The organism is Escherichia sp. MOD1-EC6819 (genome assembly GCF_002965765.1).
GTDB lineage: Bacteria > Pseudomonadota > Gammaproteobacteria > Enterobacterales > Enterobacteriaceae > Escherichia > Escherichia ruysiae.
Window position 1 is genome coordinate 56,114 of the sequence record NZ_PTRG01000012.1, and the last position, 25,098, is coordinate 81,211.

Here is a 25,098-nt window from a genome sequence, read left to right on the forward strand (position 1 = left end):
AACCTGACAGTTCAAGTATAAGTCAGCTTGTGGTTATTTTTTGCCCTGTTGTGAAATTTGCGTCGCGTGATGAAACGCCTTTTTCTGCGCAAACAATTCACAGGGTGTATGCTTACAGGCAACCAAAGGGAGACAGACTGGCCTATGGATCTCAATACACTCATCTCACAATATGGTTATGCCGCGCTGGTGCTCGGCAGTCTGGCAGAGGGTGAAACCGTGACTTTGCTGGGAGGCGTTGCGGCACATCAGGGATTATTAAAATTCCCGCTGGTGGTTCTTTCTGTGGCGCTTGGCGGCATGATTGGCGACCAGGTGCTTTATCTGTGCGGACGGCGGTTTGGCGGCAAGCTGTTGCGTCGTATCTCAAAGCATCAGGATAAAATTGAGCGGGCACAGAAACTGATCCAGCGCCATCCGTATCTGTTTGTTATTGGCACGCGTTTTATGTATGGCTTTCGGGTCATTGGCCCGACACTGATTGGTGCCAGCCAGTTGCCACCGAAAATCTTTCTGCCGCTGAATATTCTCGGCGCATTTGCCTGGGCGTTGATTTTTACCACTATCGGTTACGCTGGTGGTCAGGTGATTGCGCCGTGGTTGCACAGTCTTGATCAGCATCTGAAACACTGGGTCTGGTTGATTCTGGCCGTGGTTCTGGTGGTTGGCGTGCGCTGGTGGCTGAAACGGCGCGGGAAGAAAAAGCCGGATAATCAGGCGTAAAGCAGTTGCCACAGATAAGTCGTTCGCGCCGCATCCGACATCAGGTGCACCATGCCTGATGCGACGCTGGCGCGTCTTATCATGCCTACAACATACCCATTGAAATATCCACATATCCCATTGCGCTACTCCGGTTTAAACTGCGGATTCGCCAGCATAAAACCGCCATCGACAATCAACGACTGCCCGGTGGTGTAATTTGCGCCTTCGGAACATAGCCAGGCCACCAGACTGGCAATCTCATGCGTTGCGCCGAAACGCCGCAGGGGAATTGATGGCTCTGCATCGGGCTTCACGTCGCCGTCATCCATGCCGTTCATCGGCGTGGCGATGGCACCTGGCGCGACCGCATTCACCAGAATCTTATGCCTGACCAGTTCGAGCGCCATCGCTTTGGTTAACCCGCCGAGTGCATGTTTAGCGGCGGTGTAGGCGCTGGCATCCGGCAGCGGCGTATGTTCATGTACCGATGTAATGTTGATGATGCGACCACCTTGCCCCTGTTTCACCATCTGGCGGGCGGCAATTTGCGAGCATAAAAAAGCACCATCGACATCAACGGTAAAAATCTTGCGCCACTCATCAAAAGCCATATCAAGAAACGGCGCTTTGGTCATCGCTCCCGCGTTATTCACCAGCACATCAATACGCCCCAGTCGTTGAATGAGTTTCTCCAGCGCCTGCGCACCTTCTGGTAGATTGCCGAGATCCAGTTGCACCATCTCCGCACGGACGCCGTAGCTAACCACTTCACGCGCGGTTTCTTTTGCCCCTTCTTCATCTGAGTGCCAGGTAACGCCTATATCAAAACCCTGTTGCGCCAGTAATAACGCGCACTCTTTACCGATCCCCGAATCGGAGGCGGTAATTATCGCGACCTGTGCCATAGAGTTCTCCACTTAACGCTGAATAAACGTTAAGTATAGAAGGCGCATATCATCAGCGTTTGTAGCCCCCACCCAGTGCGCCGGTGAGTTGAACGGAGGCATCCAGCCACTGCCCCTGCAAGAGCAGACCGTTCGCCCGCTCACGCAGCGCCGGGATTCTTGCCTCGCTGACGCGGGAACCAGCAATGATGCCCGCGTTAAAACGCGCCTGCGCCAGACCAACGACTCGCAGGGCATCGCGCTCAATTTGCGCCTGATGCTGGTTTTTCTCCGCCAGTGTCTGAACCTGACTGGCTGCCCGCGCCACGTCATTTACCGCTTCAACCACCGCTTTGTTATAGCTGGCGATCGACAAGTTGCTTTCGGCTTTCGCGATATCGAGGTTGGCGTTAAGACGGCCGCTATCGAAAATAGGTAGCGTCAAACCTGCCGTAACGCCCATTTGCTGCGCGGAATGACGGAACAGATCGCTTAAGTGCAATGCATCTTGTTGCAGGAAGGCCATCAGGTTTATGTCGGGGTAAAAGGCCGCTTTTGCCGCGTCGATGCTGCTTAAGGATGATTCAACGTACCAGTGCGCCGCCTGCAAATCGGCACGGCGTGCCAGCAAGGAATAACCCAGTTCATCAGGAAGCTGGCTTGCCACTTCAGGCAGCACGACCGGATGCAGCTTTAAGGCGCTCGCCTGGCTGTTAGTCAGCGCACTTAACCGCGCCTCAATAATTTTCATTTTTCCCGCCGCATCGTTGCGCTGCTGCCGGGTTTTACTGGCATTAATATCGGTTTCCACACCTTCAACCGAAGAGGTAATTCCGTTTTGATACAACTGGCGATCGGTCGCGATAATGGTGTTCTGCTCTTTTTCGATTTGCTGCAAGACAGTATTTAACGCCGCCTGGGTTTGCCACTCCCAGTACAGACGTGCCACGCTGCCAGCCAGCAATTGGCGAGTTTGCTCGCGTTCCGCCACCCGTGCTTTAACCGTACCCAGGCGAGCAGTAACCTCCGCCCGATTCTTTCCCCAGATATCAAGATGCCAGCCCGCCGTTAAGCCAAAAGTACCGTTGGTGTACCACGGACCGGTCGTACCTGCCGCAGGATCGTTCAGAGCAAACGGCCCCATTAACCCTTCTGCCGACATTTTTTGCCGCTCCATATCCGCAGAAAAGTCGATCTGCGGACCATCCTGAGTGGCTACAGCTTTCGCCTGAGCTTCAGCCAGTTGAATGCGCTGTTCAGCCACCTGCATATCCGGTGCGTTCTGTAGTGCATTGTTAATTAATGAAGTGAGTTGATTATCGTGATATTCCAGCCACCACTGACTGTCTGGCCAACCATTCTTCAGCGCCATGGGTAATGCGGTGTCAACTTGTGCAGCGGGCGTTTGCTGGCTTAACGCCTGGCGGGTTTCGTGCACAGGCGCACATCCGGCCAGCATAAGCAACAGCGGAAAACAGGCGATGGCTGGATAAAAGGGATCACGATTCATGGGGAATAATCAGGTAAGAAATGGTGCGCGGAGATTACCGTGTGTTGCGATATATTTTTTAGTTTCGCGTGGCAATACATCACTGGCAATAAAACGACATATCCAGAAAAACATACAGTAAGTAAATGATATTCTCCGATTTATCTTAATCGGTTATGAATAACGGCAAAGGGTTTTATTTTTTCCTATACTTACTCAGCACTCACAAATAAAGGAACGCCAATGAAAATTATACTCTGGGCTGTATTGATTATTTTCCTGATTGGGCTACTGGTGGTGACTGGCGTATTTAAGATGATATTTTAAAATTAATTAATGTCATCAGATCCGAAAATAACAAGAATATTTCAGTCTCTCATCCTGTTGCGCTCCTGTCATGTGCATTGCTTCATATAATCACTGGCGCAAGGAGCGCGCAGGGGGCGGCCAATCGCCGCCGCCCCCTGCACCCCCGGGCTCTGGCGAACAAAATCGCCGCTGCGCGGTGCCCTCGGCTTATCCCTTGCGGCTACCGGGTCGGGCGCGAGGTAACATCCCTGTAAAACGCGCCCTCAGCCCACATCCATGTGGGCTGCCCCGGCCTCCAGGGAACGCCTCGGCGATTTTGGCGCCACCAAACAACCGTGCGGCCTATTGATAAAGAGCTAACACATTGTCAAAAAACATCACTATGGTTTTTAGAGTTTCTCGATATCAATTGCCTGAATAGCCCTTGCAATATCAGGGGAATTATTCAACACCCGAACATGCTGAAATAATTCCGTTGCTTCATCGTATTCTTTACGCAAATAACTCAACCACTGTTTAATTCGCGCGACGTGATATAGCCCGGTATCGCCCTGCTTTTCCAGACGGGTATATTTTTGCAGCAAAGCAACCACCTCCGGCCACGGCATTCGCGGTTCGTTATATTTTACCACCCGGCTCAGGTTGGGAATATTCAGCGCCCCGCGACCAATCATTACCGCGTCGCAGCCGCTCATCGCCATACATTGTTGCGCACTCTGCCAGTCCCAGATTTCACCGTTGGCAATCACCGGAATATTCAGCCGCTGGCGAATCTCGCCAATCGCCTGCCAGTCAATATGCTCCGCACGGTAGCCCTGCTCTTTTGTCCGCCCATGCACCACCAGTTCCGTGGCGCCAGCCTGTTGAACAGCATCGGCAATTTCAAACTTCTTATCGCCGCTGTCCCAGCCAAGCCGCACTTTCACGCTGACGGGTAAATGCGCCGGCACAGCTTCGCGCATCGCTTTTGCCCCCTGGTAGATGAGCTCGGGATCTTTGAGTAACGTCGCCCCGCCGCCGCTACCGTTAACCGTTTTCGATGGGCAACCGCAATTGAGATCCACGCCCCAGGAGCCTAACTCCACCGCACGAGCGGCATTTTCCGCCAGCCATTGCGGGAACTGCCCCAGCAGTTGTACGCGCACCAGCGTACCGGATGGCGTTCGACTGGCATTTTGTAGTTCAGGGCAAATGCGATGAAAGACTTTTACCGGCAGCAGTTGATCGACCACGCGGACAAATTCGGTGATGCACAGATCGTAGTCGTTAACTTCAGTCAGCAATTCACGCACCAGAGAGTCAAGCACACCCTCCATCGGCGCCAGTAGTACACGCATATCATCACCCGCAAAAAAATGAGGCGCTATGGTAGCGCCTCCGGTCAGCGGATTAAAGTGCTCAACGTGGTTGCAGACAGTTATCTTCTTTCCAGCCGTACAGCCACTCCATACCACGATAAAACTCTGCCTGCGATTTCCCTTTCCACAGCAGGTTACGTACCTGGCGTTCTACCCCCGCAGCGTGGTATACCCGCCCCATTTCACGGGTTGACCAGACGATGCGCGCGGTGCGTGGAATACGTACCGACTCATACAGCGCAAAGGCTTGTGCCGCATCGCCGTCACATTCTGCCAGTGCCTTACCGAGCGTCACCGCGTCTTCCAGTGCCATACAGGCACCCTGCGCCATATATTGCGCCACCGGATGCGCCGCATCGCCCACCAGCGTTATGCGCTTCGTTCCCCACTTCGCCACCGGTTCGCGGTCGGCAGTTGACCAGCGTCGCCATGAGGTCGGTTTATCCAGCATCTGGCGCGGGCGTGGATGAATGCCTTCAAAATAGGAGAGCACTTCCTCTTTGCTGCCATCCTTCACGCCCCACTCTTCCTGCTGGCGACTGTGGAATGTCACCACCAGGTTATACTGCTTGCCGCCGCGCAAAGGGTAATGCACCAGGTGACAGTGCGGCCCCGCCCACAGTACCGGCGCGTTAATACGCAAATCTTCCGGCATATCGGCACAATCGATAACCGCACGGTAGACCACATGCCCGGTAACGCGCGGCACATCGCCTAATAAGCTCTGACGCACCACTGACTTCACGCCATCACAGCCAATCAGAATATCGCCGCTCCAGCTATTGCCGCGATCGTCAAAAACGGTGACATCGTCTTCCGTCTCACGAATATCCACCACCTGTGTGGAGGTGTGATATTCGACGTCCGGATGCGTCAGTACCGCTTCCCACACCGAGGCATGGATATCAACGCGATGGATCACCGCGTAAGGGCCGCCAAAATGGTCACGAAAGGCCTGCCCGGTTTCAATGCGCACCACCTCTTCGGCGTTTACTGCGTCCATCATGGTGATGTGATCGGTAAACACCGCGCGCTGACGGGCAATTTCCCCGACGCCAAGACTGTCCAGCGCCGAAAACGCGTTTGGCCCCAACTGGATGCCTGCGCCAATCTCACCGATTTCATGTGCCTTTTCCAGCAGCACGACTTTGATCCCCAGGCGGGCCAGTGACAGCGCAGTTGCCGCACCGCCGATCCCGCCTCCCACAATTACTGCGCGTGTCACTTTCGTCATTATGCTTCTCCTGGTCAGGCTGAAATTTTATCTTGTTGATTTTCTGGCGCGGCAGCTATAAATGCTGGCAGCTGCGTGCAGGCGTCGTACACCACTTTACAGCGCGGATATGCACTCAGGTCACAGTTCATGCGTAACGCATTTGCCCACTGTGGGACAAGGCAGCAGTCTGCCAGCGTCGGCGTCTCGCCCACACAAAATTGCCCCGACTGGCTCTGGCGCAGCAGTTGTTCCACCGCGCTTAACCCTTGCTGGATCCAGTGCGCATACCAGCGTTTTTTCTCTTCTTCACTGACGTTCAGTTCTTCGGTCAGGTAGCGCAGCACACGCAAATTATTCAGAGGATGAATGTCGCAAGCGATGGCATAAACAATTTCCAGGACTTTATTGCGAGCCGGTTCTTCCTGCGGCATCAGCGGAACTTGTGGATAATGACGATCCAGCCAGTCAATTATCGCCAGCGATTGACCGAGTGACTCGCCATCATCGGTCAGCAGCGTCGGCACCAGCCCGACCGGATTCATCCGCCGGTAGGCCAGTTCGTTTTGCTGACCAATGCGGATATTCACCCCTTCGGTCTGGTAATCGATACCCTTTAGCGCCAGCGCGATACGCACCCGGTACGACGCTGAACTATTAAAAAAACTGTACAGCTTCATCTTGCACCTCAGACAATCTTCACCGCGATAGGGGTTAAACCCTCGACGTTGCCCGTGATCACATCGCCTTTCACCACCGGGCCAACACCTTCCGGCGTGCCGGTGAAGATCAGATCGCCCGGTTGCAGTTCAAAGAAGCCGGACAGGTAGCTGATGGTTTCATTCACTGACCAGATGAGATGACGAATATCGCTGCGCTGATGATCTTCGCCGTTAACCTGTAACCAGATTGGCGCGTTCTCAATACCGCCGGTTTCGCTGGCTTTGTGCAGCGGCGCGATCGGCGCAGAGAGATCAAACGCTTTGCCGATTTCCCACGGGCGTCCCATCTGGCGCATTTCCATTTGACGATCGCGACGGGTCATATCAAGCCCCGTGGCATAACCCCAGACATATTCATGGGCGTTTTCCAGCGGGATATCGCTGCCCTTTTTACCAATTGCCACTACCAGCTCAATTTCATAATGGTAGTTATCGGTCTGCGCCGGATATGGCAGCGCCAGCGTTTCGCCAGCGGCAACCGGAACAACGGCATCCGCTGGTTTGCAGAAGAAGAATGGCGGTTCACGATCCGGATCGAAGCCCATTTCGCGGGCGTGGGCAGCATAGTTACGTCCGACGCAGTAAACGCGACGCACAGGGAATTGTTCATCACTGCCAACAACCGGTACGGTAACGGGCGCTTGCGGTTCGAATACATATTGAGTCATTTTTTCTCTCCCAAATTAATAACGCGCTTCGCGGAACAGCCCCAGGGCTTCTTGTACCGGTCTGTCCGAAAAACTAAATAAAACGGTATCTTGCGTGGTCTGGAATGACACGCCGTGCCAGGTCGGCACCACGAAGATATCTTTTGCACTAAAGGTGAAGGTTTCATTGCCGATAGTGACCTGCCCGCCGCCTTCCACCACGTGGTAGATGGTGCTGTCAGTTGTGCGCGCCACGCGGGAGGCGAACCCTTTCGGCAACAGTTGCAGGAAAGCGCCCATCGACGGCATCGGATACCCGCCAGTGACCGGGTTGACGTAGCGCATTTTGTAGCCATCCCACTCATCGGCATCGCCCAGCCGGGTTAAATCGTGCAGCACTTCGCGGCTGCGGTCATAACGGTAGTTAAAGATCGGCGAGGAGTTCCCCGTCTGATGGCGCAGCGGCAACATATTGGCGGCATAACGCGGCAGATAATCCCCCTCTTTGCGCGTTACCGGTTGTTGCTCTTCCGGATAATCTTCGGCAAAACCGCAGCCCAGAGTGTTCACTAATGGCAGATCCAGTCCATCCAGCCAGATAACCGGTTCGTCGCCAGGATTACCGTGATCGTGCCAGCGCCACTGCGGGGTCAGGATAAAATCGCCCTCATTCATTGGCGTGCGTTCGCCATCAACGGCGGTAAATGCGCCTTTACCTTCAACAATAAAACGCAGCGCCGACTGGTTATGACGATGGCTTGGTGCCACTTCGCCTGGCATGATCAGTTGCAAACCGGCATACAAGGTGGCGGTAATAGAGGACTGACCGCGCAGCGCCGGGTTTTCCAGCACCAGTACGCGACGCACCGCCTCTTTCGCGCCAATCAGGCTGCCACTTTCCAGCAACAACGGGCGGATCTCCTGATAATTCCAGTACGCTGGCGCGCAATTAGCGTTGGGCGTTTTCGGCACCAGATGGTGCAACGACTCCCACAGCGGGGTCAGGTTTTGCCCGGAAATGTGTTGATAAAATTGCTCGCGGCTATTTTGATTGTTATCAGTCATTGAGATGCTCCTTATTCGTTCACAACGCCTGCGCGAGGCAGTGAGTCAGGGACAGAGGTCGACTGGCGAACGACGGTAATCAGCAGCGTTAACATCACCGCACTGATCGCCGCAGGCACAGCGATAATGAAAAACAGAGTGTCGAAAGAGAAATTCATCGCCATCATCACGCCGCCAGAAAGCGAACCGACAATCGCGCCGCAGCGGCCGACGGCGTTTGACCAGCTCACGCCCGTGGCGCGACTTTGTGTCGGGTAGAGCGTGGCGGTCAGCGCGTTCAGCCCCACTTGCGATCCGCTGATACCAATGCCAGTGCCAAAGACAGCCAGTGCCATCAGCCATAATCCGTCCTGACTTAAGCCAATCATCACGATGCATACAACGCCTATGGCATAGCTCAGCGCCAACACGCGGAAAGGATTGAATTTATCCATCAGTACGCCCAGCGCCAGCGCGCCCAACGTGCCGCCAATCTGGAATGCGGCGGTAACCCAGGACGCATGTTGCAGGTCGATACCACGATGGTTAAGCAACGTCGGCATCCAGCTTGAGAGCAGGTAAATGATCAGCAGGCTCATGAAGAAAACGACCCACAGCATCAACGTGATGGTTAACTGACGCCCGGCAAACAACTGGCGAATGCTGCCTTTGGCAATAGCGGCTGGTTCATTGAGATAAAAGTGGGTATCGACATAACGCTCGCGAGTCATGGCACTCACGGTTTTTGCAATTACCGCCTGCGGTAACTGGCGACGCACCTGCCAGCGTGGCGATTCCGGCAAAACCACCACCAGCGCGACAAATAAAATCAGCGGTAATACGCCTCCCAGCACCAGAATGCCGTGCCAGCCAATCACCGGCACCAGTTGCGCGCTGACAATCCCGCCAAAGGCTGACCCCAGCGTGAAACCGCAAAACATCAGCGTTACCAGCGCGCCTCGACGACGAGCTGGCAGATATTCCGACGTCATGGTGATGGTATTCGGCATTGCGCCGCCAAGACCTAACCCAGTGAGAAAGCGCAGGATTACCAGTGTTTGCAGATCTGGTGAAAAAGCAGAGGCAAGACTTAACGCACCAAATAAAAAGACGCACAACTCAATGACCCGTTTACGACCAAAGCGATCGGACAACGGGCCGCAAAGCAGCGCGCCTGCGGTTAATCCCAACAGACCCGCGCCAAACAGCGGCGCGAGATCGCCTGCGGAGAGTTGCCAGTGAGTACGAATATCGGGAGCGATAAAGCCGATAGCCGCCGTGTCAAAACCATCGAGCATTACCACCAGAAAACAGCAGATGATAACGCGCCACTGCATCTTGCCGACCGGAGCGGCATCGATCAGTGCTTGTAAATCACGTCGTTGAGTCATAGTGAATGCCTCAGTGCAGGTAAGGTAGATGTTTCTATTGTTTTGTATATGTTGCGATATTGTGATTAAAGAGATGAAATGTACAATGGCATTTTCGGCAGAGAGATAACCTGGAGGTTATGGCAAATGGCAAACTGGGCGCAGAAATTAAAACTTCATCACCTGCAAATGCTGGTGGCGCTGGGCGAACAGGGTAATCTGACCCATGTGGCACGGATGATGAATATCACTCAGCCTGCGCTGTCGAAATGGCTGTCACAACTCGAAGATGAGATCGGCCTCACACTCTTTGAGCGGCACAGCAAAGGGCTACGTCCGACCGAAGGTGGCAAATTGTTATTGCAACATGCCCAACGATTAATCAATGACATGGAGCGATCGCAACATGAACTGGCGCGCTTTAAACAAGGCGGGCTGGTCGGCAGTCTGAAAATAGGTTGTTCTCCTGTCGCCACTGACTGCGTATCCCAGGCAATTTTGCATTTGCTAAAAGAGATGCCGACGCTGCACCTGAATATCGAAGAGAAGGTGATGACGCCATTACTGCAAGACCTGCTGGCAGGTTCTGTGGATGTAGTGGTTGGTCGTATTGGTGGTCGTGCACTGCAACTGCCGCTAAATTATCAGGTGCTCTACACCGAGCCAGTGTGCTTTGTCGCTCGCCCAAACCATCCACTGGCGAAATATGCCGCTCTTGGCTGGGATGATCTGGCTAACTGGCGCTGGATAGTCTGGCCAACCGGGACACCTATTCGTCTCAGTATTGATAATGCGCTGGTAGAACATGGCGTGATGCTGCCAGAAAACACCATTGAATCGGCGTCAATGAACGTCAGCACCAATCTGCTCCAAAGCAGCGACATGATTTCTATACTCTCTTTACGTCTGGCGCAACGCTATGCCAGTCAGGGGCAACTGGTGATCCTGAACCTGCCGAAGATAGAACAGAAAGGCAGCGTCGGCGTGTTCTGGCGTAATAACGAAACGCCCTCCCGTGCGCTAAGTCGGTTCCTGCACTTTTTGAACCAGAATTAGACCACTGAATTGGGCGCTTGCCCGATATTCGTCTCCTGTAATTCAACTATGCTCAGATTTCATGATGTGATCGGTAGCACGTTTTACAGATTAATTGTATGATGAATCCATCTCATCTGGGGTGTTGATCATGAGTAAGACACTGAACATTATCTGGCAATATTTACGCGCTTTTGTCCTGATTTATGCCTGCCTGTATGCAGGTATTTTCATTGCTTCCCTGCTACCGGTAACCATTCCGGGCAGCATCATCGGGATGCTGATCCTGTTTGTCCTGCTGGCCTTGCAAATTCTTCCGGCGAAGTGGGTCAATCCGGGGTGCTACGTACTGATTCGCTATATGGCGCTATTGTTTGTGCCGATTGGCGTAGGCGTCATGCAATATTTTGATTTGCTGCGCGCACAGTTTGGCCCGGTAGTGGTTTCCTGTGCCATTAGTACGCTGGTGGTTTTTCTGGTGGTGAGCTGGAGTTCGCACCTGGTACACGGTGAACGTAAAGTCATAGGTCAGAAAGGATCAGAGAAATGATGGCGAATATCTGGTGGTCATTACCGCTGACATTGATTGTCTTTTTTGCCGCCCGCAAACTGGCAGCGCGGTATAAATTTCCATTGCTCAATCCGTTGCTGGTGGCAATGGTGGTGATCATTCCTTTTTTAATGCTGACCGGCATCTCTTACGACAACTATTTTAAAGGTAGTGAGGTTTTAAACGATCTGCTGCAACCGGCGGTGGTGGCGCTGGCCTATCCTTTATATGAACAGCTGCATCAGATCCGCGCGCGCTGGAAATCGATCATCACCATTTGTTTTATCGGTAGCGTGGTCGCGATGGTGACAGGGACTTCCGTGGCATTGTTGATGGGTGCTTCACCAGAAATCGCCGCGTCAATCTTGCCGAAGTCGGTGACTACGCCAATTGCGATGGCGGTTGGCGGCAGTATTGGCGGTATCCCTGCAATTAGCGCAGTTTGCGTCATTTTCGTCGGTATTCTGGGCGCGGTGTTTGGTCATACGTTGCTTAATGCGATGCGTATTCGCACCAAAGCGGCGCGCGGTCTGGCGATGGGAACGGCCTCTCACGCCCTCGGTACGGCGCGCTGTGCCGAGCTGGATTATCAGGAAGGCGCATTTAGTTCGCTGGCACTGGTGCTGTGCGGGATTATTACCTCGCTGATCGCACCGTTCCTTTTCCCGATTATTCTGGCTGTAATGGGCTAAAATTTTGCGATGCGTCGCGCATTTTTGATGTAAGTTTCACGCGTTGCATAATTAATGAGATTCAGATCACATATAAAGGCATAACGGGTTCGTAAACTGTTATCCCATTACATGATTATGAGGCAACGCCATGCATCCACGTTTTCAAACTGCTTTTGCCCAACTTGCGGATAACTTGCAATCTGCACTGGAACCCATTCTGGCAGACAAGTATTTTCCTGCGTTGTTGACCAAAGAGCAGGTCTCTTCGCTGAAGAGCGCAACGGGGCTGGACGAAGACGCGCTGGCTTTCGCACTGCTGCCGCTGGCGGCGGCCTGTGCCCGCACGCCATTGTCGAATTTTAATGTTGGCGCTATTGCGCGCGGCGTGAGTGGAACCTGGTATTTTGGTGCCAATATGGAATTTATTGGCGCGACAATGCAGCAAACCGTTCATGCCGAACAAAGTGCTATCAGCCACGCCTGGTTGAGCGGTGAGAAAGCACTCGCCGCTATCACCGTTAACTACACGCCTTGTGGTCACTGCCGTCAGTTTATGAATGAACTGAATAGCGGTCTGGATCTGCGTATTCATCTACCGGGTCGCGAAGCGCACGCGCTGCGTGACTATCTGCCGGATGCTTTTGGGCCGAAAGATCTGGAGATTAAAACGCTGCTGATGGACGAGCAGGATCACGGCTTTGCACTGACCGGCGATGCGCTTTCTCAGGCGGCGATCGCAGCGGCAAACCGTTCACACATGCCTTACAGCAAGTCCCCAAGCGGCGTGGCGCTGGAATGTAAAGACGGTCGTATTTTCAGCGGTAGCTACGCTGAAAACGCGGCATTCAACCCGACTCTGCCGCCATTACAAGGAGCGTTAATTCTGTTGAATCTCAAGGGGTATGATTACCCGGATATTCAGCGCGCGATTCTGGCAGAAAAAGCCGATGCGCCGTTGATTCAGTGGGATGCAACCTCCGCAACGCTGAAAGCTCTCGGCTGCAACAATATCGACCGCGTTCTTCTCGCTTAAGCCTGGTGCCGGATGCGGCGTGAACGCCTTATCCGGCCTACAGGTCTGGCACACTGATAAGCGTCGCATCAGGCTTGCCAACTTATCCTGGTGTCGAAAATCCCGGCAAACAGTTTGCCGTTTCTTGCGCAAAGCCCGCAGGTAAAGTAGCCTGATTGAAATTCCCCAAGATCGAGTTTTCTGCATGTTAAAGCGCGTGTTTTACAGCCTGTTAGTCCTGATCGGCTTGCTGCTGTTGACTGTGCTCGGCCTCGATCGCTGGATGAGCTGGAAAACTGCGCCTTATATCTACGACGAGTTACAGGATCTCCCCTACCGCCAGGTCGGCGTGGTACTTGGCACCGCGAAGTATTATCGCACCGGGGTGATTAATCAGTATTACCGCTACCGTATTCAGGGGGCAATAAATGCCTATAACAGCGGTAAGGTGAATTATCTATTACTTAGCGGCGATAACGCGTTGCAGAGTTATAACGAACCGATGACCATGCGCAAAGATTTAATTGCCGCTGGTGTCGATCCAGCTGATATTGTTCTCGACTACGCAGGTTTTCGAACCCTCGACTCTATCGTACGCACGCGCAAAGTCTTCGATACTAACGACTTCATTATTATCACTCAGCGTTTCCACTGTGAACGGGCATTATTTATCGCTCTGCACATGGGTATTCAGGCGCAGTGTTATGCCGTACCATCACCCAAAGATATGTGGTCGGTACGTATTCGTGAATTTGCCGCTCGTTTCGGCGCTCTGGCTGATCTTTATATCTTTAAACGTGAGCCACGCTTTTTAGGTCCTCTGGTTCCTATTCCGGCAATGCACCAGGTGCCGGAAGATGCGCAGGGGTATCCGGCCGTTACCCCCGAACAATTACTTGAATTAGAAAAGAAACAAGGAAAGTAGTTATGGATGTTCAGCAGTTTTTTGTCATTGCCGTTTTTTTCCTGATCCCTGTATTTTGTTTTCGCGAAGCCTGGAAAGGCTGGCGTGCTGGCGCAATTGATAAACGGGTTAAAAATTCCCTGGAACCAGTGTATGTCTGGCGTGACAAAAATCCCGGACTCTTCTTCGCTTATATAGTTGCATATAGCGGCTTCGGACTTTTATCCATCGGCATGATTATTTATCTTATTTTTTACCGATAATATTATTTCTTCCTCTTGCTAATTATTGAGAATAATTATTAGTTCACCCACCAGGCTGCGGATATAACATTCTGAACCGCAGCTATTTGTGAATCTTTTCACAGTTTAAATTCCCCCGCACGCTTAGCCTTAATATTAGTACGTTATATTTACCCAAAATAATTTGAGTTGCAGAAAGGCGCGACATCGCAGCACATGTAACTTGAAGTATTGCGGGTAAAACAGGCGTTCGCCTTAATTACCCATAGCATTAAGGAAGATCACATGCCGCAACAAAATTATCTGGATGAACTCACTCCGGCTTTTACGCCTTTACTGGCGATTAAAGAAGCCTCCCGCTGTTTATTATGTCACGACGCGCCCTGCAGCCAGGCTTGCCCGGCGCAAACCGATCCGGGGAAATTTATTCGCTCAATCTATTTTCGTAATTTTAAAGGCGCTGCCGAGACAATTCGCGAAAATAATGCCCTCGGTGCCGTTTGCGCCAGAGTGTGCCCTACGGAAAAATTATGCCAGAGCGGTTGTACCCGTGCGGGTGTCGATGACCCCATTGATATTGGTCGCTTACAACGTTTTGTTACTGATTTTGAACAACAAACCGGAATGGAGATTTATCAACCGGGCAGCAAGACGCGCGGTAAAGTCGCGATTATTGGTGCAGGCCCAGCCGGATTACAAGCCAGCGTGACGCTGATCAATCTGGGTTACGACGTCACAATTTATGAAAAAGGAGCGCAACCCGGTGGCTGGTTGTGTAACGGTATTCCGCAATTTCGTTTGCCGCAGTCGGTGCTGGATGCGGAAATCGCTCGCATCGAAAAAATGGGGGTGACCATTAAGTGCAACTGTGAAATTGGCAAAACGCTTTCGCTGGAACAACTGAAAGCAGAAAACCGTGCAGTGCTGGTCACCGTGGGATTATCGAGCGGTTCTCGGCTGCCGCTGTTTGAGCATAGCGACGTTGAGATCGCCGTCGATTTCCTGCAACGCGCGCGTCAGGCACAAGGCGATATCCGCATCCCGCAAAGCGCATTAATTATTGGCGGCGGCGATGTCGCGATGGACGTTGCCAGCACGCTGAAAGTTCTCGGCTGCCAGGCGGTGACCTGTGTGGCGCGCGAAGAGTTAGATGAATTTCCGGCAAGCAAGAAAGAGTTCACCAGCACCCAGAAATTGGGGGTATCGATTATTGATGGCTTTACGCCAGTGGCGGTAGAGGGCAATAAAGTTACCTTTAAACATGTTCGTTTGCCGGGCGAACTGACAATGGCAGCGGACAAAATTATTCTCGCCGTCGGTCAACATGCCGAACTTACCGCTTTTGCGGCGCTGGAGCCGAAGCGCAACATCATCGAAACGAAAAATTACCAGACTCGCGACCCACAACTGTTTGCCGCTGGCGATATTGTTGAGGGCGACAAAACCGTGGTTTATGCCGTGAAGACCGGGAAAGAAGCCGCCGAGGCGATTCATCACTATTTAGAGGGAGCTTGCTCATGTTAACGAAAGATCTTTCGATTACCTTTTGCGGCGTGAAGTTTCCCAACCCGTTCTGCCTTTCTTCTTCGCCGGTAGGCAACTGCTATGAGATGTGCGCCAAAGCCTACGACACAGGCTGGGGCGGCGTGGTGTTTAAAACGATCGGTTTTTTTATCGCCAACGAAGTTTCGCCACGTTTTGATCATCTGGTGAAAGAAGATACCGGTTTTATTGGCTTCAAAAATATGGAGCAGATTGCCGAACATCCCCTGGAGGAGAATCTGGCCGCTTTGCGTCGGTTGAAAGAAGATTACCCTGACAAGGTGCTGATCGCCTCGATCATGGGGGAAAATGAGCAACAATGGGAGGATCTGGCGCGTCTGGTGCAAAAAGCAGGCGCCGATATGATCGAATGTAATTTCTCCTGCCCGCAGATGACCTCTCATGCGATGGGGAGCGATGTCGGGCAAAGTCCGGAACTGGTAGAAAAATATTGTCGTGCGGTGAAACGCGGTTCCACTTTGCCGATGCTGGCGAAGATGACGCCGAATATCGGTGATATGTGCGAAGTGGCGCTGGCGGCGAAGCGTGGTGGCGCAGATGGCATTGCGGCGATTAACACCGTCAAATCCATCACCAATATCGATCTTAATCAGAAAATTGGTATGCCGATCGTTAACGGTAAATCGAGTATTTCAGGTTATTCCGGTAAAGCGGTGAAACCGATCGCCCTGCGCTTTATTCAGCAAATGCGCACCCATCCGGAACTGCGTGATTTCCCGATTAGCGGTATCGGTGGTATTGAGACCTGGGAAGATGCAGCGGAATTTTTATTACTCGGTGCGGCAACGTTACAGGTGACCACTGGCATCATGCAGTACGGTTATCGCATTGTGGAAGATATGGCGAGCGGGTTGTCACATTATCTTGCCGATCAGGGATTTGATTCGTTGCAGGAGATGGTTGGCCTGGCGAATCATAATATTGTCCCGGCGGAAGATTTAGACCGCAGTTATATCGTCTATCCCCATATTAATCTTGATAAATGTGTCGGCTGTGGGCGCTGTTATATTTCCTGCTACGACGGTGGGCATCAGGCGATGGAATGGGATGAGAAATCGCGCACGCCGCACTGCAATACCGAAAAATGCGTCGGTTGTTTGCTTTGCGGTCATGTCTGTCCGGTGGGGTGTATTGATCTCGGGGAAGTGAAGTTTAAAAAAGGAGAGAAAGAACATCCGGTAACGTTGTAGAACCAGCATCGCATCCGGCATTTGGCTCCTGTCACCGGATGCGGCGTAAACGCCTTATCCGGCCTACAAAAACCATACAAATCAGTATATTGAGCCCATTGTAGGCCGGATAAAACGCGCCAACGTCTTATCCGGCAATCCCTACATTCATATCACTTCTTACGCGCGTATTTCAGTGAATCCAGCGCCACGGCGAAGATAATAATCGCCCCTTTGATGATGTACTGCCAGTACGGATTTACGCCGATGTACGTCAGGCCATAGTTGATGACCGTAAAGATAATTACCCCGGTCACCACGCCAATGACCGTCCCCACACCGCCGCTGAACGATACGCCGCCCACCACGCACGCCGCGATGGCGTCCAGCTCATACATAAAGCCAAGGTTGTTAGTCGCAGAGCCGATACGTCCGGCTTCTAACATCCCGCCGAAGGCATAGAACACGCCAGACAGCGCATAAATCATCAGCAGGTTCAGGCCGACGTTGACACCAGATACTTTTGCCGCTTCCGGGTTACCGCCAATGGCAAAAATGTTCTTACCGAAGCGGGTTTTGTTCCACAACACCCAGACGAACGCCACCGCAATCAACGCGTAGAAGGTGATGTAAGAGAGACGGAAACTCCCCAGCGCGACAAAGCCCTGAGCAAAGGTAGAGAAGCCACTGTCAAAACCAGAAATTGGCGACGCACCCACAAAGTCATAATAGAGCGAGTTGATGCCGTAGACGATAATCATCGTGCCGAGCGTGGTAATGAACGGCGTTACGTTGAGATAAGCGATAATCAGGCCGTTGATTAAACCGATAACTGCGCCAATGGCACAGACAATCAGAATAACCAGTGCAATCGGCATCGTCGCCATTTCCGGGAACACTTTGTTGGCGTTTTCCATCGACTGCAATAACGTCGCGGCTACCACCGCTGCCAGCCCTACCTGGCGCCCGGCAGAAAGATCAGTCCCCTGAGTGACAATTAACCCTGCCACGCCGAGCGCGATAATAATACGTACCGATGACTGGGTGAGAATATTACTTAAGTTCAACAGACTTAAAAAAGTAGGATCCTGGAAAATTATAATCGCCAGCAAAACTAAAAGAACGACGTAAATACCGCCCTCTTTCAGGTAAGTAAGAAAACTTTTCTTATTTAACGCACTCATAGGAAGCCCCTAATCTTAAAGGTGCAAAGACGCAAGACGCAGAATTTCGTTTTGCGTTGTTGTTTTTGTATCGACAATTCCAGAAACGAGACCATTGCTCATCACCAGAATACGGTCTGTTATCCCTAACAACTCTGGCATTTCGGAGGAGATAATAATAATCCCCTTGCCTTTCTTCGCCAGTTCGGCAATTAACTGATAAATTTCAAACTTCGCCCCAACATCAATACCGCGCGTCGGTTCATCGAGCATTAATATTTCTGGTTGCGTTAGCAGCCAGCGACCAATGATCACCTTTTGCTGATTACCGCCGGAAAGTGAACCAATTTGCGTCCGATGCCCCGGAGTTTTTACCCGCATCGAATCAATAACCCACTGGGTATCGCTTTTCATCCGCGAGTTATCCAGTAAACCAACTTTATTTTTGTAGTTGCGAATATTGGAAATTAACGAGTTAAAACCAATATCCAGATAGGCATAAATTCCCGTCGAGCGGCGCTCTTCAGTGACCAGTGCAAATCCGTGGTTAATAGCTTCGTTGGCGTTATGGTTATTGATCTTTTTGCCATGCAGCGTAATGGTGCCAGCCGATTTCTCGCGAATACCAAATAACGTCTCAACAATATCAGTACGTTTCGCCCCCACCAGACCGGCAATACCGAGGATCTCCCCTTTGTGCAGATCAAACGAGACATCGCGGATGGAAGGCTGGCGCAGCGACGTCAGGTTACGCACTTCCAGAATCACTTCGCCTGGCGTGTTTTGTTTGTCCGGGAAACGCTGGTTAAGAGAACGCCCAACCATCATGGCGATGATCTTGTCCATCGTCAGCCCTGCCAGCGGTTCGGTGGCGATCCACTGACCGTCGCGCAATACGGTGACTTCATCACATAACTGGAAAATTTCTTCCATTTTATGCGAGATATAAACAATACCGCAGCCGCGCTCTTTTAATTTACGAATAATAGTGAACAGATGATTGACCTCTTTTTCGGTTAACGAAGAAGTCGGTTCATCCATAATCACAATTTTTGCGTTATAGGAAAACGCTTTGGCGATTTCGATCATTTGCATTTGCGAAACAGATAATGTCCCGACCCGCGCACGCGGATCGATATCAATATCCAGTTCATCAAAAATCGCTTTGGTTTCACGGTACATTTTGTCCTGATCGACAAACATGCCTTTGGTGGGATATCGCCCCAGCCACATGTTGTCCATCACCGAACGTTGTAATACCAGGTTTAACTCCTGGTGTACCATCGAAATCCCATTTTCCAGTGCTTCTTTGGCAGAATGAAAATCGATCTCTTTACCCTGGAATAAAATGGTGCCGGAGTCTTTTTGATAAATACCAAACAGGCATTTTAATAATGTTGATTTTCCTGCGCCATTTTCTCCCATTAATGCATGGATAGAATGTGGCCGGACTTTTAAATTAACGTTATCAAGTGCCTTAACACCGGGAAAAGACTTGTTGATACCGCTCATTTCCAACAAGTATTCCCCGGAAGACGGAGTCGTTGAGCTGACCATATAATTTTACCTTGTTGGCCATACAATAAGGGCGCAGTAAACGACTGCGCCCAATCAGTCTTATTTCTTGCTGAATTCAGCCAGGTTGTCTTTATCTACGCCGACATAAGGAACGCGGACAACTTTATTGTCGATTTTCCAGTTGGTGCCATCAGCCGCACCTTTGCCATCGGCCAGGTTTTTCGCCAGATCAAAGGTCGCTTTCGCCTGGTTGTTAGCATCGTTCAGCACCGTGCCCGCCAGTGCACCGGATTTCACCAGTGCCAGAGCTTCTGGCAGCGCATCGACGCCAAACACCGGAATGCTGGACTTGTTGTGCGCTTTCAGTGCTTCTACCGCGCCCATTGCCATCGCATCGTTGTTGGCAATAACCACTTCGATTTTGTTGGCGTTCGGGCCAGACAGCCACGCATCCATCTTATCTTTCGCCTGAGCGGTGTCCCACATAGCGGTATCTAATTGTAACTGCTCGGTTTTGATACCTTTATCGTTCAGTTCTTTTATCACGTAGGTAGTACGCGCTTCTGCATCCGGATGGCCCGGTTCACCTTTCAGCAGTACGAACTGAATCTGACCGTCTTTGTTAAGATCCCAACCCTGATTCGCCGCCCAGTGTTTAGCAATCAAATCGCCCTGAATAATGCCGGACTCTTTGGAGTCAGTGCCTACGTAGTAGGCTTTGTCATAGCTATCCAGCGCCTTACGAGAAGGTTCTTTGTTAAAGAAAACCACCGGCACGTTTTGCCCACGCGCTTTCTCAATCACCGTACCCGCAGCAGCCGGGTCAACCAGGTTGATTGCCAGCGCCTTCACCCCTTTCGCCAACAGCACGTCAATCTGATCGTTCTGCTTGGACTGGTCATTCTGTGAATCATTCATCAGCAGCTGGACGTCTGGCGCGGCTTTCGCATCTTGTTCGATAGCCTTACGCACCACGGACATAAAGTTATCGTCGTATTTATAAATCGTCACACCAATACGGGTATCTGCAGCGTGTGCAGCGGCACCGAATAACATGCTGGCCATCACAGCAGACAGGGTTAACACCTTCTTATTCATGGTATCTCCGGTTTTTCTTATGCAGGGTAGTGCTTGAGATAAATGCTCGGCGGGGCAGTATAGTTAATGAAGTGTTACTGAACGCCGAAGCTCACGTTTTAAAATTCGTTCTTCCATGCCCGGTAACGCTCCAGAAAACGGCTTTAATTGTTGTTATGACGCTATAACCTCGATAAAAGTGATTATTCACTGTTACATATAGGTTACAACGTTAAAACGGTGCAATCATAGCTATCGCATTGTTAATATACTGTGAAATCACTCACAGATTGAAAGCGGTTACATCGCCTGATTTGTTGAGTTAGTGATCGCCGCCGCATTCTGGCGTGTTGCGACAGAATGCCGACGCACTAACGTCGGCATAAAACAGTGGCTGGCTCGCGGATCAATGTTGCCTGCTGCGCCCTGCAAGGCCAGTTCAGTAGCTAATTTTGCCATCGAAGCAATGGGATAACGCACGGTCGTTAATTGCGGGTCGGTGTAACGGGCGATGGGGATATCATCGAAACCGATGATGGAGAGATGTAACGGAATCGCAATGCCATTATCTTTTAATGCCGTCAGTGCGCCAGCGGCCATATTGTCGTTATAAGCAAACACAGCAGTAAGTTGCAGATTGCGTCCCAGCAGCTCGACCATTGCCGTCTCACCGCCGGGCATGTCCGGCGTGCCGGTGCCAATCCAGCTTTCCGGCGGAACAATATCCTGCTCTTTCAGCGCACTCATCCAGCCGGCTTTGCGCATTGCATCATCTTCAATGCCGTGGCTGGAAGAAAGATAACCGATGCGTTGATGACCGTTATTCAGCAACATACGCGTCGCCATTCGGGCACCGCTGAGATTATCCAGGCAAACGCAACGATGGGCGTAACCCGGTACAACGCGATTGATCAGCACCATACCGGGAATGTTGTCCATAAACTGCGCCAGTTCGTCGTCGCTTAACGCTTTCGAATGAACAATCAACGCATTACAACGCTGGCGAATTAACACCTCGATGGCGTGACGCTCTTTTTCCGCTTCATGATAGCTGTTGCCAATCAACACATATTTCTGATGCTGTTGGGCGACGAGATCGACGGCTTTCACCAGTGCGCCAAAAAACGCATCAGAAACGTCCATCACCACCACGCCAACGGTATCACTCACCTGAGTTGCCAGCGCCTGGGCATTGGCGTTTGGTCGGTAATCCAGTTCGCTTACGGCTTTCATTACCGCTTCACGCGTTTCTGCACTTACCAGCGTGCTGTTATTGAGCACTCGGGAAACCGTTGCCACAGAGACGCCAGCCTGACGCGCTACATCACGAATGGTGATCATATTCACTACCTGTTGTGAGATTGCAGTAGGTTACTGCTTGCTGGCGGCTATTTTGTCAGCACTGAATACAGGACTTCGTGAATCGAGTCACAGCAATGGAAACGGTTACAGCCGTTTTGTTAATGAATGTGATCAAGATCGTTATCTTGATGTTTTGGACAATGCAGGTCCCGCAGCACGGAGGGTGAGCTGACGCCAGAGCCATTCTATCGGCCCCTGACGGAAGTAACGTAGCCAGATAACAGAGAAAAGGATATTCGCCAGCCATACCGGAATAACAAACGCCAGCAATTCCAGACGGTCAAACTGCATAAACAAACCGAAGTGGTAAAATAGTGTGGTACAAATCAGCGTTTGTAACAGGTAGTTGGTCAGCGCCATCCGTCCGACGCAGGCGATCGCCAGCACCAGCTTAAAACGGCTTAATTGCGGCCAGTAGCCGAACAGCAACGACGCATAACCCATCGCCTGAAATGGCGCACTCAGTTCACGCGGCATCTGAAGTAAGAAGGCGCACCAGCGATACGCCCAGTCCAGCCGCCATTGTAGTGCGATAGCAGGAAGGTTAATCATCAGCCCAATCGCCATCAGCACAAAACCGGTACGGCGATAGTGGCGCAAGCTGTACTGCCCTTTCAGCCAACCGCTACGCATCAATGCCGCGCCAATTAACATCATCCCCGCCAGTTGCCAGCCATACTGCGCACCCAGTGCCAGTAAACTGTTCCCTACGCCATCGGCACGGTTACTGATGGCTTCCACGCCGCCGTGAAGTTTCCAGTATTTTTCATACAAAATGGCGGACGCATCCGGCGTCCAGGCGCGACTGGTCTGGCTGTCGGAAATCAACCCCAGCAGCAGCAAAACGCCAAGCCCTACCAGATATAGCATGACGCCGGTATTAAACAGGCTTTTTACCGATGGCGCATCGCGCACCAGCCGCCAGCTGATTAAGCCCACCAGCCCGTAAGCCAGCAGAATATCGCCGTCCCAGAATAACAAGCCGTGAATAAAGCCCAACAAGACTAACAGGGTGAGCCGTGACTGGATCCAGCGTCTGCCACGCGGCAGCAGCATTTGCAGCCCCGCACCAAACAGCAACGCAAAAAGCGTGAGGAATTTCACCTGCCCGATGAGATCGAGAAATGCCCATGTCCAGGCGTCAGACGGTGTAATAGCACCGTACCAGGCGGGGTTGAGATAAGCCGCCTTTGGAAGTCCAAAGGCGCTGATGTTAAGAAGCAGGATCCCCAGAATGGCGACGCCGCGAACAAAATCGAGCGTGACGTTGCGCTCCATGGTTCCTGCCTTTTAATCAGTTGTGATGACGCACGGCGCACAGAAACTCGTGGCGTGTATTCTGACTGGATTTGAACAAACCACCGAGGGAGGTCGTTGTCGTGGCGCTGGTCGCATCGCGGATACCACGCGCTTTCACGCAGTAATGCACCGCATCGATAGAGACCGCCACGTTATTGGTGCCCAGCAGCGTTTGTAGCGCAATGAGAATTTGCTGGGTCAGACGTTCCTGCACCTGCGGACGCTGGGCAAAGAACTGCACAATACGGTTAATTTTTGACAGACCGATCACCGAATCCTTCGGGATGTAGGCCACCGTCGCTTTGCCATCAATAGTGACAAAATGGTGTTCACAGGTGCTGGTCAGAGTGATATCGCGCACGGTGACCATTTCATCGACCTTCATTTTATTTTCAATGAGGGTGATTTTTGGGAAGTTGGCGTAATCCAGGCCGGAGAAAATTTCATCGACATACATTTTGGCGATGCGATGCGGCGTTTCCATCAAACTGTCATCAGCCAGGTCGAGATTCAGTAGCTGCATGATTTCGGTCATATGGCCGGCAATAAGGCTTTTGCGCGTTTCGTTATCCATTTCATGCACGGGCGGGCGTAGCGGTGTTTCCAGTCCTCGCGCAACCAACGCTTCATGAACCAGGGCCGCTTCTTTACTGAGTGATGGCATTTATATTTTCTCCTGCAGGTGTGACGCCTCCGCCCTGCGTGGGGGCAAAGTTATTAAGCTGATTAGCAGCCTGATTATTGTGCGTGAGGTGACGCACATAATCCAGTATTCACAGCGATAATTATTGTAATTGCCGCTGCCTTTCAGCCGTAGATGTTAAAACATCGTTATGCATATGCGGAAGTGAAAGTTACTCACAACACACTGAATAAACGGTATGATGAAAAAATTGCAAACAACATAACAAGGAGCCACGCATGGAAATGCTCGAAGAGCACCGCTGTTTTGAAGGCTGGCAACAACGCTGGCGGCACGACTCCAGTACCTTAAACTGTCCGATGACGTTCAGCATCTTTCTCCCGCCTCCCCGCGATAACGCCCCGCCGCCGGTGCTGTACTGGCTTTCGGGATTAACCTGTAATGACGAAAATTTCACCACTAAAGCGGGTGCCCAGCGCGTAGCGGCGGAACTGGGGATTGTACTGGTAATGCCAGACACCAGCCCGCGCGGCGAACAGGTTGCCAATGATGACGGCTACGATTTAGGCCAGGGCGCAGGGTTTTATCTTAACGCTACGCAACCGCCGTGGTCGGCGCATTATCGGATGTATGATTATCTGCGTGATGAATTACCTGCGCTGATTCAGTCGCAATTTAACGTCAGCGATCGCTGCGCCATTAGCGGTCATTCAATGGGCGGTCACGGTGCGCTGATTATGGCGCTGAAAAACCCAGGTAAATACATCAGCGTTTCTGCCTTTGCGCCGATTGTGAATCCGTGCAGCGTCCCGTGGGGAATCAAAGCGTTTAGCGCCTATCTGGGCGAGGATAAAAATGACTGGGAGGAATGGGACAGTTGCGCGCTGATGTACGCCAGTAATGCGCAGGATGCGATCCCGACGCTTATTGATCAGGGTGATAGCGATCAGTTTCTTGCCGACCAACTCCAGCCTGCGGTGCTGGCAGAGGCCGCACGCCAGAAAGCGTGGCCAATGACGTTACGTATTCAGCCGGGTTATGACCACAGTTACTACTTCATTGCCTCTTTTATAGAGGATCATCTGCGCTTCCATGCGCAGCATTTACTGAAGTAAAACTTAGCCCGGTTCGCCGGGCATCTTCTCA

At 51.8% G+C, this 25,098-nt stretch carries 25 protein-coding genes; 11 read left to right on the forward strand and 14 right to left on the reverse strand.

Annotated elements, in window-relative coordinates; all coding sequences use genetic code 11:
- The first annotated feature begins 144 nt into the window (after positions 1 to 144).
- The gene (locus A7Z06_RS17555; RefSeq protein ID WP_024212410.1) at positions 145 to 723 is read left to right on the forward strand and encodes a DedA family protein; all 579 of its coding nucleotides are present in this window, start codon (positions 145 to 147) and stop codon (positions 721 to 723) included.
- A gap of 125 nt (positions 724 to 848) precedes the next feature.
- Here A7Z06_RS17555 and A7Z06_RS17560 read toward each other — a convergent pair whose 3' ends face one another.
- Both A7Z06_RS17560 and mdtQ read right to left on the reverse strand, forming a co-directional pair.
- Positions 849 to 1,610: an SDR family oxidoreductase gene (locus tag A7Z06_RS17560; RefSeq protein WP_000079566.1), complete on the reverse strand. Its 762-nt coding sequence runs from the start codon at positions 1,608 to 1,610 to the stop codon at positions 849 to 851.
- 52 nt (positions 1,611 to 1,662) lie between these two features.
- Complete coding sequence (gene mdtQ / locus A7Z06_RS17565) at positions 1,663 to 3,099, reverse strand: multidrug resistance outer membrane protein MdtQ (RefSeq protein WP_001078082.1); 1,437 nt, start codon at positions 3,097 to 3,099, stop codon at positions 1,663 to 1,665.
- 222 nt (positions 3,100 to 3,321) lie between these two features.
- Here mdtQ and yohP point away from each other — a divergent pair, with 222 nt between their 5' ends.
- Positions 3,322 to 3,405, forward strand: coding sequence for a small membrane protein YohP (yohP, locus tag A7Z06_RS22120; protein WP_000691708.1), 84 nt, complete (start codon positions 3,322 to 3,324; stop codon positions 3,403 to 3,405).
- Between the two features lie 371 nt (positions 3,406 to 3,776).
- On the opposite strand, the gene dusC is transcribed toward yohP, so the two are convergent.
- From dusC to mhbT, 6 genes are all read right to left on the reverse strand, one after another.
- A complete protein-coding gene (gene dusC / locus A7Z06_RS17585; RefSeq protein WP_001264860.1) occupies positions 3,777 to 4,724 on the reverse strand; it encodes a tRNA dihydrouridine(16) synthase DusC in 948 nt (315 codons plus the stop codon).
- Positions 4,725 to 4,785: 61 nt separating this feature from the next.
- The gene (locus A7Z06_RS17590) at positions 4,786 to 5,979 is read right to left on the reverse strand and encodes a 3-hydroxybenzoate 6-monooxygenase (protein ID WP_000170146.1); all 1,194 of its coding nucleotides are present in this window, start codon (positions 5,977 to 5,979) and stop codon (positions 4,786 to 4,788) included.
- A gap of 14 nt (positions 5,980 to 5,993) precedes the next feature.
- Complete coding sequence (maiA, locus tag A7Z06_RS17595; protein WP_000781175.1) at positions 5,994 to 6,638, reverse strand: maleylacetoacetate isomerase; 645 nt, start codon at positions 6,636 to 6,638, stop codon at positions 5,994 to 5,996.
- A gap of 8 nt (positions 6,639 to 6,646) precedes the next feature.
- Positions 6,647 to 7,348 (reverse strand): fumarylacetoacetate hydrolase family protein, encoded by a 702-nt coding sequence (locus A7Z06_RS17600; RefSeq protein WP_000196042.1) that lies wholly within the window; start codon positions 7,346 to 7,348, stop codon positions 6,647 to 6,649.
- Between the two features lie 15 nt (positions 7,349 to 7,363).
- Complete coding sequence (gene gtdA / locus A7Z06_RS17605; protein WP_000131692.1) at positions 7,364 to 8,392, reverse strand: gentisate 1,2-dioxygenase; 1,029 nt, start codon at positions 8,390 to 8,392, stop codon at positions 7,364 to 7,366.
- Positions 8,393 to 8,403: 11 nt separating this feature from the next.
- Complete coding sequence (gene mhbT, locus A7Z06_RS17610) at positions 8,404 to 9,762, reverse strand: 3-hydroxybenzoate transporter MhbT (protein ID WP_000194207.1); 1,359 nt, start codon at positions 9,760 to 9,762, stop codon at positions 8,404 to 8,406.
- 126 nt (positions 9,763 to 9,888) lie between these two features.
- On the opposite strand from mhbT, the gene A7Z06_RS17615 reads away from it, so the two are divergent.
- The 8 genes from A7Z06_RS17615 (at position 9,889) to preA (ending at position 16,911) form a co-directional block, all read left to right on the forward strand.
- Positions 9,889 to 10,797: a LysR substrate-binding domain-containing protein gene (locus A7Z06_RS17615; RefSeq protein ID WP_000024642.1), complete on the forward strand. Its 909-nt coding sequence runs from the start codon at positions 9,889 to 9,891 to the stop codon at positions 10,795 to 10,797.
- A gap of 130 nt (positions 10,798 to 10,927) precedes the next feature.
- Positions 10,928 to 11,326, forward strand: coding sequence for a CidA/LrgA family protein (locus A7Z06_RS17620; RefSeq protein WP_001516704.1), 399 nt, complete (start codon positions 10,928 to 10,930; stop codon positions 11,324 to 11,326).
- A complete protein-coding gene (locus tag A7Z06_RS17625) occupies positions 11,323 to 12,018 on the forward strand; it encodes a CidB/LrgB family autolysis modulator (RefSeq protein WP_000968197.1) in 696 nt (231 codons plus the stop codon). Before A7Z06_RS17620 ends, A7Z06_RS17625 begins: the two co-directional genes overlap by 4 nt.
- Positions 12,019 to 12,148: 130 nt before the next feature.
- Entirely contained in the window at positions 12,149 to 13,033 is an 885-nt protein-coding gene (gene cdd, locus A7Z06_RS17630; RefSeq protein WP_000553573.1) for a cytidine deaminase, read from the forward strand.
- A 184-nt stretch (positions 13,034 to 13,217) separates the two neighbouring features.
- Entirely contained in the window at positions 13,218 to 13,937 is a 720-nt protein-coding gene (sanA, locus tag A7Z06_RS17635) for an outer membrane permeability protein SanA (RefSeq protein WP_000920075.1), read from the forward strand.
- A 2-nt stretch (positions 13,938 to 13,939) separates the two neighbouring features.
- Positions 13,940 to 14,179 carry a DUF2542 family protein gene (locus A7Z06_RS17640; RefSeq protein WP_000383083.1) on the forward strand — a complete coding sequence of 80 codons (240 nt, stop codon included), beginning with the start codon at positions 13,940 to 13,942 and terminating at the stop codon, positions 14,177 to 14,179.
- 264 nt (positions 14,180 to 14,443) lie between these two features.
- The gene (locus tag A7Z06_RS17645; RefSeq protein WP_001136353.1) at positions 14,444 to 15,682 is read left to right on the forward strand and encodes an NAD(P)-dependent oxidoreductase; all 1,239 of its coding nucleotides are present in this window, start codon (positions 14,444 to 14,446) and stop codon (positions 15,680 to 15,682) included.
- Complete coding sequence (gene preA / locus A7Z06_RS17650) at positions 15,676 to 16,911, forward strand: NAD-dependent dihydropyrimidine dehydrogenase subunit PreA (RefSeq protein ID WP_000956051.1); 1,236 nt, start codon at positions 15,676 to 15,678, stop codon at positions 16,909 to 16,911. The genes A7Z06_RS17645 and preA overlap by 7 nt, the downstream gene beginning before the upstream one ends.
- A 152-nt stretch (positions 16,912 to 17,063) precedes the next feature.
- Here preA and mglC read toward each other — a convergent pair whose 3' ends face one another.
- The 6 genes from mglC to folE all read right to left on the reverse strand — a co-directional run bounded on the left by mglC (position 17,064) and on the right by folE (position 23,973).
- Positions 17,064 to 18,074: a galactose/methyl galactoside ABC transporter permease MglC gene (gene mglC / locus A7Z06_RS17655; protein WP_001275122.1), complete on the reverse strand. Its 1,011-nt coding sequence runs from the start codon at positions 18,072 to 18,074 to the stop codon at positions 17,064 to 17,066.
- 15 nt (positions 18,075 to 18,089) lie between these two features.
- Positions 18,090 to 19,610, reverse strand: a complete 1,521-nt coding sequence (gene mglA / locus A7Z06_RS17660) for a galactose/methyl galactoside ABC transporter ATP-binding protein MglA (RefSeq protein WP_000255048.1) — start codon at positions 19,608 to 19,610, stop codon at positions 18,090 to 18,092.
- A gap of 60 nt (positions 19,611 to 19,670) precedes the next feature.
- Complete coding sequence (mglB, locus tag A7Z06_RS17665) at positions 19,671 to 20,669, reverse strand: galactose/glucose ABC transporter substrate-binding protein MglB (protein WP_001036964.1); 999 nt, start codon at positions 20,667 to 20,669, stop codon at positions 19,671 to 19,673.
- 279 nt (positions 20,670 to 20,948) lie between these two features.
- Positions 20,949 to 21,989 carry an HTH-type transcriptional regulator GalS gene (galS, locus tag A7Z06_RS17670; RefSeq protein WP_000628680.1) on the reverse strand — a complete coding sequence of 347 codons (1,041 nt, stop codon included), beginning with the start codon at positions 21,987 to 21,989 and terminating at the stop codon, positions 20,949 to 20,951.
- A gap of 141 nt (positions 21,990 to 22,130) precedes the next feature.
- On the reverse strand, positions 22,131 to 23,288 hold the full coding sequence (yeiB, locus tag A7Z06_RS17680) for a DUF418 domain-containing protein YeiB (RefSeq protein WP_000440929.1): 1,158 nt from the start codon (positions 23,286 to 23,288) through the stop codon (positions 22,131 to 22,133).
- 16 nt (positions 23,289 to 23,304) lie between these two features.
- Complete coding sequence (gene folE, locus A7Z06_RS17685) at positions 23,305 to 23,973, reverse strand: GTP cyclohydrolase I FolE (RefSeq protein WP_105279518.1); 669 nt, start codon at positions 23,971 to 23,973, stop codon at positions 23,305 to 23,307.
- 257 nt (positions 23,974 to 24,230) lie between these two features.
- Between folE and yeiG the strand changes: the two genes are divergently transcribed.
- Positions 24,231 to 25,067: an S-formylglutathione hydrolase gene (yeiG, locus tag A7Z06_RS17700; RefSeq protein ID WP_000425474.1), complete on the forward strand. Its 837-nt coding sequence runs from the start codon at positions 24,231 to 24,233 to the stop codon at positions 25,065 to 25,067.
- The last annotated feature ends 31 nt before the right edge of the window (positions 25,068 to 25,098 follow it).